The 7,018-nt window shown below is 42.4% G+C and carries 7 protein-coding genes; 5 read left to right on the top strand and 2 right to left on the bottom strand.

The genetic code is table 11. From position 1 onward, the window contains the following. Positions 1-567: 567 nt before the first annotated feature. Positions 568-1,611, bottom strand: a complete 1,044-nt coding sequence (locus C7B70_RS20045; protein ID WP_106370761.1) for a DUF932 domain-containing protein — start codon at positions 1,609-1,611, stop codon at positions 568-570. Between the two features lie 84 nt (positions 1,612-1,695). Then, positions 1,696-2,283, bottom strand: a complete 588-nt coding sequence (locus C7B70_RS20040; protein ID WP_106370760.1) for a hypothetical protein — start codon at positions 2,281-2,283, stop codon at positions 1,696-1,698. A gap of 475 nt (positions 2,284-2,758) precedes the next feature. Between C7B70_RS20040 and C7B70_RS20035 the strand changes: the two genes are divergently transcribed. The 5 genes from C7B70_RS20035 to C7B70_RS20015 all read left to right on the top strand — a co-directional run bounded on the left by C7B70_RS20035 (position 2,759) and on the right by C7B70_RS20015 (position 6,653). Then, positions 2,759-3,037 (top strand): helix-turn-helix transcriptional regulator, encoded by a 279-nt coding sequence (locus C7B70_RS20035; protein WP_106370759.1) that lies wholly within the window; start codon positions 2,759-2,761, stop codon positions 3,035-3,037. A 262-nt stretch (positions 3,038-3,299) separates the two neighbouring features. Continuing rightward, a complete protein-coding gene (locus C7B70_RS20030; RefSeq protein WP_106370758.1) occupies positions 3,300-4,211 on the top strand; it encodes a DNA-binding protein in 912 nt (303 codons plus the stop codon). Positions 4,212-4,288: 77 nt separating this feature from the next. Next, positions 4,289-4,525 carry a hypothetical protein gene (locus C7B70_RS20025; protein ID WP_106370757.1) on the top strand — a complete coding sequence of 79 codons (237 nt, stop codon included), beginning with the start codon at positions 4,289-4,291 and terminating at the stop codon, positions 4,523-4,525. Positions 4,526-4,527: 2 nt separating this feature from the next. Beyond that, on the top strand, positions 4,528-5,238 hold the full coding sequence (locus C7B70_RS20020) for a DUF3102 domain-containing protein (protein WP_106370756.1): 711 nt from the start codon (positions 4,528-4,530) through the stop codon (positions 5,236-5,238). Between the two features lie 260 nt (positions 5,239-5,498). Continuing rightward, the gene (locus C7B70_RS20015; protein ID WP_158260533.1) at positions 5,499-6,653 is read left to right on the top strand and encodes a DUF3102 domain-containing protein; all 1,155 of its coding nucleotides are present in this window, start codon (positions 5,499-5,501) and stop codon (positions 6,651-6,653) included. The last annotated feature ends 365 nt before the right edge of the window (positions 6,654-7,018 follow it).

Here is a 7,018-nt window from a genome sequence, read left to right as displayed (position 1 = left end):
TAGCTAGACTTGGGAGTCTTGGCTAGAATGCTTATGTACGGACTGATTACCGTGATTCAGCATTCAACGAATCGCACATTCCTTGTTAATGTGAAGTTTAACTAATTGCACTTTTGTTTGCTGTTTTTTCTGTGTGATAGCTATTGAGTTTCTGTGATATATTCACGCTTCAATAGGCATCAATAGCAGAACTACTTGGAAAAAGAATTTCTCTTTCCAAGTAGTTGATGCTGTTGATACTCTTAATTCTTGAAGGGAGGCTAAGATTTAATTTCTATCCTCCCTTCGAGGGTTAAATCCCCTTTTTTTTCATCGCTAAAGTGCAATAAGGTGATTGGAAAACAAAATGTGTTGGATTATTATGTACATAAGCCCAGTAATGATATTTCCAAAACTTGCAGGGGCGAAAAGTTGCAACAATTTTCCATTGCGGCAAAGTGATAAAAACTTTGTCTTGATAGGGATACCAAGTTTTTACTCGTTAGGTGCATTTTTTTTTGCTTCCTTTCTCCAGTAATTTAAGTAATTTATAGTTGGCGAATTAAAACGCCAGCTAGGAATCACAAGTTACTTCGCTATAGCAATTTCTTTCCAACTAGATGCTGGTAACGAAAGCACTCGGCTACCATCGCGCTCTAAAGCCGTTGCTCGTTCGTAATCATCCACGTCCTGACTCGTGCGAGTAATTGCATTCAGCATCCCATAGGCTGACAAATCCCCTCCCTGGATTAGGTGTTGCAATATGCCTGAGCTTTCCTCACCGTTGTATCCAAAGCTTTTCGTTAGCAGTTCCACAGACTTGACAGGATTGCCCTCGATCTTTTGCTCTGTAGCTTCCCTCATCCGTTCGACGATTGTCGTAAACTTAGTAATGTCTACGGCTGCCCGTACTGTGTCTTGCACTTTGAGGAAAAAAGCGTGATCGTCGGCTTTGATTGTCTCGTCTCTGAATAACTCGTAAGCCTCGCCTTCCTCGGCGTTGCGCCCTACGTGATAGCGCTTCTGGCTATGGTCTTGGGCGATCATCCCGTTCGTACAAATAAGGCGATAGATTAGCGGTTCTACTTTGAGCGATCCTAAACCAACCTCAGAGTTAGAAATGACCATCCCCGCTTGAACCACGTCCCCCTGCTTTACTTCTAACTCCAGGCGCTCGTTGATAACCTTTATGTACATTTTTGAGTCTGTTAGCTCGGTGCTGACGATTTTTAAGCCTTCGCCCATCTCTTTAAGGACTGGCAACACTGCCGAAGCTAGATCATAATTGTCTAGCCTGCGGTAGCGATCACTTAAGAATGCCCTCATGCTCCCATCCAGCGTCCGTAACATCCGCCGTTCTGGTTTTTGGTGGAACCACTCATTGACGTTCGCTGCTAATAGTTCAGGGGCAGAAGATCGCATACGGGCGTAGTATTTGGCTGGAATGTCTAACCGCGCGGCTATTTGGGTGTGGGCGTGTTCTGTGACGGATAACGGGGCGTTGTCCTCTAAGGTAATTTCCGCCTTGTCGTTCATTTCCAAAACTTCTGTACTAGCGATAAAGTCCTTTTTCGTCTCAGATTGTCTTTCCAACTCTAGAGCTAGTTCGCTGAGTGTTTTGCCGCTTTTCATGATTTTTCAACCCTTTGATAAGTGTGTACAAAGGCGCTCTCTGTAGAGTTATGAGCGCCTGATGTGATTGATGAATACTGGTAATTAGTCAGCGTAGGAAGCTAAAACCCGTTCCCGATGCTCCTGCCAAAACTTTTCCCCTGCAACGTACTTCTGCCCAATGCGCTCCGCTTCCTCGTGGTCAGAGGCTCGACCTATAGCGCGATCGCCTACCCAAACTACATACCACTGCCAATTGCTGTTGTAAGTAACTGACCAAGTACGGGGTTTAGGAGGAGAAGTTGGTATAGGAGGCTTGGCTAATGCGTTGTAGCCTTCGACGTACCCCTTGGAATACTCGCACGTTGCTTCGGTGTAAAGTGGGATTGAATTATCTGTTGCGTCTAGTCGCCCATGATTAAAGGCTTGCTCAAACTCGGTTTGTGAAGGAGGGAGCAAGTCATCTTCTTCTCGATCTAAAACCCATTCCTCTGTATAACAAGAAGCGTTTGTAGGTTTGACCTTTAGCCACACTCGACCATCAGTGTAAATGTCCTTGTTTACGACCTGCATTACAGGCATAAATGGAGCATGGATAGTATCGCCGATATTGGCTTTTGTCGTTGCTCTATCCCAGATTTTTGGAGTAGATTCAGAGCCGACTTGAATTGCAGGTTTCGTTTGGGTTAACATTTAGTCACCTATGTATGTAGGAATCCAAAGCCTGCAAGCGATCTCTCGGTCAAAATTGAACGCTTGTAGGCTTTGTTGTGTACAAATTGTCTAAAGTAAGTCTTTTCTATCCACCAGGGCATCTCTAATCAGCGTTCATCCCTTACCGGGCTACCTGGCTTGTCTCTCGTCTGGGGGTTGCAGGCAGTGCCTCGGTTCCAGTTCCCCTGTTGTCTAGCCAACAGCAACCTTATTTCTTTGTTTGGGATTGTGAATCGGTCAATGAAAGTGCAACTCTTTATTTTTGGTTCTCGGTGAGGCGGTTTGCTTTCCTCATTCCTATATTTATAGTATAGCTTATAAAGCTATTTATTTAAACTAATAGGCTATTTAATTTGCTTATTAGACTATACTGATTTTAGTAATATAGCTTATGAAGCTTTTTATTTAGCTTTATAAGCTATATTAGTATTTGGTTCAGCTTTAGGAGATACTTATGATTGCTGTTCTGTGTAAAACAAGTGTGAGTAAAGTTCGCTGGAAACTCCGAGCCGTGATGGCTGACCGAAAGGTCACTAATAAGGCACTAGCTGAAGTTTTGGGGATGAATCCTGTAAGTATTTCTAAACTCAGAACAACAGATGATATGCCTGAAATTGGTGGAGAAGCACTAGCAAAACTTTGTGATGCCATAGCACAGTTGAGCAGTATCCCTTGTACACCATCTGAGTTGATTGAGTTTATTCCTGATGAACCCCCCCCAGAAAAAAACTAATACTGGAATTAGTTTTTTAGTACAAGGTTAAAAACCTCCAAGCTATTTAAAATGTATCTCCATATTTTTTGGAAACTCATATTAGTTGTTTAAGCAAGTGAGGAAAAGCATTGACTAACTAACTTATTAACCTTTATTTTTTCCGAGTAGCGTTTTATCTATAGCTCTCAATTTGAACAAGTAACGACCGCCCCTCCGGGAAGAGTCAAGCGATCGCAACTTGTACCACAACCTACCCTAGTTAAACCATCGAGGTCATGGCATGACAATCGTATCTGATTCTGTACTGGTTGAGTCAAAATCCGCTCGTGATAATCAATTAGAGCGTGTACCTCATGAACGCGCTTTAGAAATCCTTAATAAAGCTAAAGGATTACTTGTTGCTCTTTGGAAAGGAACTGGAGTAACAACTACTGAAGAAATAGCCCGTTATTACGAAGTTGAATCATCTGTTGTTCGTCATGCAAGTAAACAGCACAGGGATGAACTATTAAACGATGGGTGGAGAGAGGTGAAGGGTCAAGAAAACTTGAAGTCCTTACGCAGTATAGGTAGTGAGGTCTTCTCACTACCTGAAGCTACAACAAGAATAGCTATTTGGACTCCTCGCGCTTCCCTAAGATTGGGAATGATTCTGCGAGATTCTATTATTGCTAAAGCCGTTAGAACTAGCTTGCTTGACGCAGTAGAGACAGTTATCCCCGCCCAATCGCAGGAAATCGAGCGGCTAAGACTAGAACTACAGGTAGCGCAAGCCCAAGCCACCGCCGCCCAAAGTCAAGAGCGACTAATGCAAGCAACTAATGCGATCGCTAACCTTCACGGTACGGGTATGGTAGCGCTAATCTTAGGCAAACCTGATGCAATCCTTACCCACACTGAAGTCATTGAGAAAACTGTCGCTGTCGATCCTAAAACTGGACGAGTCCTTGCCCAAAGCGACGGTCTAACCATAGGCTACCTAACTAAACGATTGGGCTTCAAGAACAACGAGCAGACCTGGCAGTGGCTTAACTCGGTGCAACTAGGTAAGGATTCTGGCGTTTGGTCAAAAGAGTTGACGGCTCACCCTACTCTAAAGTTACCTCGACAGCTTCTACCACAAGTTCAGCGCTTGTTTGCTTACCAGGTGGGCAATCGTCAGCTTTTGCTTGGGGAAGGTGGCAGAAGATGAGACAACGTAATTATTTCTTTTTCCCAGCAGCTTCTTTTTTATCCATCAGACATACATTAGCCAAGGAGGTAAGCTAAATGACTACATCACTTGCCCCACACCCCTTACTTATCCCGCCAGCTTTAGCTAAAGAGATCGGCTTACACGAAGCTGTTATCCTCCAGCAAATCCACTCCCGGTTGGAAACACCCATTACGACCATTCAAAAAAGTAACATTACTTTTAAAAACTTGGGATTAGACTTAACCTCTAATTACCAAAAGCGTTACATAATCAGACTTTCGCGTTTCCTACAATTATCTTGGAGCAAATAACTATGAGTTCACATCAAAGACGTAATAACTTTTCTGAAGAATTATCCACTGCTACACAAGCAATAGAGTTTAGTTATGGTATGCTTAGTTTGGCGACTCGTAAGGTCGTTCAACAACATACTATCGAGATTAAAGGTTTGCTTCGTCGTACTGCCCAAGATATCATTGATATTGGGGAAAAGTTAAGTGAAGTTAAGCAAGAGTTAGGGCATGGACATTTTTTGGCTTGGTTAAGAACAGAATTTGATTGGAGCGAATCAGCCGCGCGAAAATTTATGCAAGTTCATAGAAAATTCAAAACGGTACAGCTTACCAACTGGGATATTGCTACTTCAGCATTATATTTATTGGCTGCCGATTCTACTCCAGAAGCAGCACGAGAGGAAGTTCTGCTTCTTGCCGATGTTGGTGAAATAATTACCCTTTCAAAAGCTAAAAGCATTGTCCAGCAACACCGCCAAGCCGCCCAAATCACTCAACCTCTTAATACTATTGACATTGAAAATACCTCAACATTAAACTTCGAGCTTGAATCTTCAAAAGTGATATCTACTCCTAACAATTCTGATAGATATCAGGAGTTAAGCGCCCAACTAAATTTCCTTAACGAAACTCAAATTGCTGCTCTTTGGCAAGCCCTGTCTGAACGTCTCAGTCCAAATCTGCTAAAGCGTTTAGTCGTCCAAGCCCAGCAAAAACTTTCTTCGCAGTAAATCAGACAAAACGGTACACGTTAGCGTTTTGGATGCCAGTACAGAAAGGTGACTGCATAATTTGAGCATTATTTCTTAGTTTTGCAATCCAGCAAAACGGTACACGTTAGCGTTTTGGATGCCAGTACAGAAAGGTGACTGCATAATTTGAGCATTATTCCTTAGTTTTGCAATCCGGCAATCAGGCAAAACGGTACACGTTAGCGTTTTGGATAAAAATGAGTAAATTCTACAGCTTAACCAAAAAATATTTTTCGATAATGAACCAAGATTTGGGTGAGTTTTTCAACCAGAGCGACAGCAATATCATTAAAATTGAAAATGCCACTGTTACATTTACCTGTGTCATTTTCATGCCAACTGCTAGTCCTAAAGCCTGGAAAAAGTTTGATTACACCGATTTGGATGCTCCGACCTCCCAGTTTGTGCAGCAGCAAACTGGGGAAATTAGGGGATTGATGAAGCGAACTGCCAACGATATTGTTGAAATTGGACAGAAGCTTGTCAACGTGAAAGAAAAGCTAGGGCATGGGCGTTTCGGGTCGTGGCTGGAAGCTGAATTTGACTGGAGTATCCAAACAGCTAAAAGATTTATGAACGTTGCTGCTGCTTTTCAAAATCAACAAATTGTTGATTTTGATTTTATTGCTCCTTCTGCCTTGTATGAATTAGCTGCTCCTTCAATCCCTGATGCTGCCCGTAATGAGGCATTTGCTCGTGCTAAGGCAGGAGAATCTATCACCTATAAAGCTGCCAAGGAGATTAAACAAAAGTATGCTTTACCTAGCGCCAAATTAGAGTCAGCACCAAAACAAGAAATCCAACCAGTGCCGCAGTTATCATCTACAGCGTCTAACACACCGCCGCGCATTAAGCAAGAAATTGTTGCTATTCGTAATCCTGCCCTAGTCGCAGCGCCTCCTGCCCCTAGTCAGGTTGTGACTCCAGCAACGGAGCAGGCTTTGTCATTGCCGCAGCCCTCCACCTCAACGCCTGTAGATGTACCTGGTGTTTGGTGGCAGCTAGGAAAAAAGCATCTATTGTACTCTGGAGATCCTAGCTCTGTTAAGTTTTTAGCGCACGTCCCAGAGCGTCTTGTTCTATTATTTGCTTTTCCATCAACCGCTAATTGGCAGCCTTTAATAGAAGCTGAAACTCGCATTATTACTAATAAGTATTTACCTCAAGGCAAAGATGTGAGATTATTTGAGGATACATTAGAGTCAAATGTTTTACTATATTCTAATGTTAGAGATATAGTAGTTAGCTGCTTTATGCCTTCGATTGAAATTCTTTCAATTCTTAACCGCCAAGACCGTTATGCCTTGATAGCTGAACCTGACTTAAAACGAGTTAATGCTGTTATTTCTGACTGGAAATTGGCAGGACTAAAAGCAGAACGTTTAGTTTCTTAAAAATCAAACCTTTAGGAGTTGACAAATAATGAGTTATCTGTGGTTACACAAATATATAAAATTCTTTCATTGGGTTCAGCTTTAACTGCCAATTCCTAGTATGATCTATTTAATTGAATAAGCTTCGTGGTTGGGAAAGTCTGATTGCAACTCAGACTATATCTTCCGCCACCGAAGGCTCCGACCACAAACCGTTACTCTGGAGGTCAGAACGTCAATGCTCATAGTAGTATTGTGCAGCTTTAGTGTGCCTTTTGGCAAGTTATTTTCTAAAATAATTTCAAATTCTTTCGATTCTCATATTTTAAACAACGGCAGATTAGGAATTACAGCCCCTACGGCTACTCTCAAAGAAGAGGAGGGAG

Origin of the sequence: Chlorogloea sp. CCALA 695, assembly GCF_003003885.1 — a bacterium.
GTDB lineage: Bacteria > Cyanobacteriota > Cyanobacteriia > Cyanobacteriales > Chroococcidiopsidaceae > Aliterella.
The sequence above is the reverse complement of the archived record's forward strand: the minus strand, read 5'-3'. Positions and strand labels throughout refer to the sequence as shown.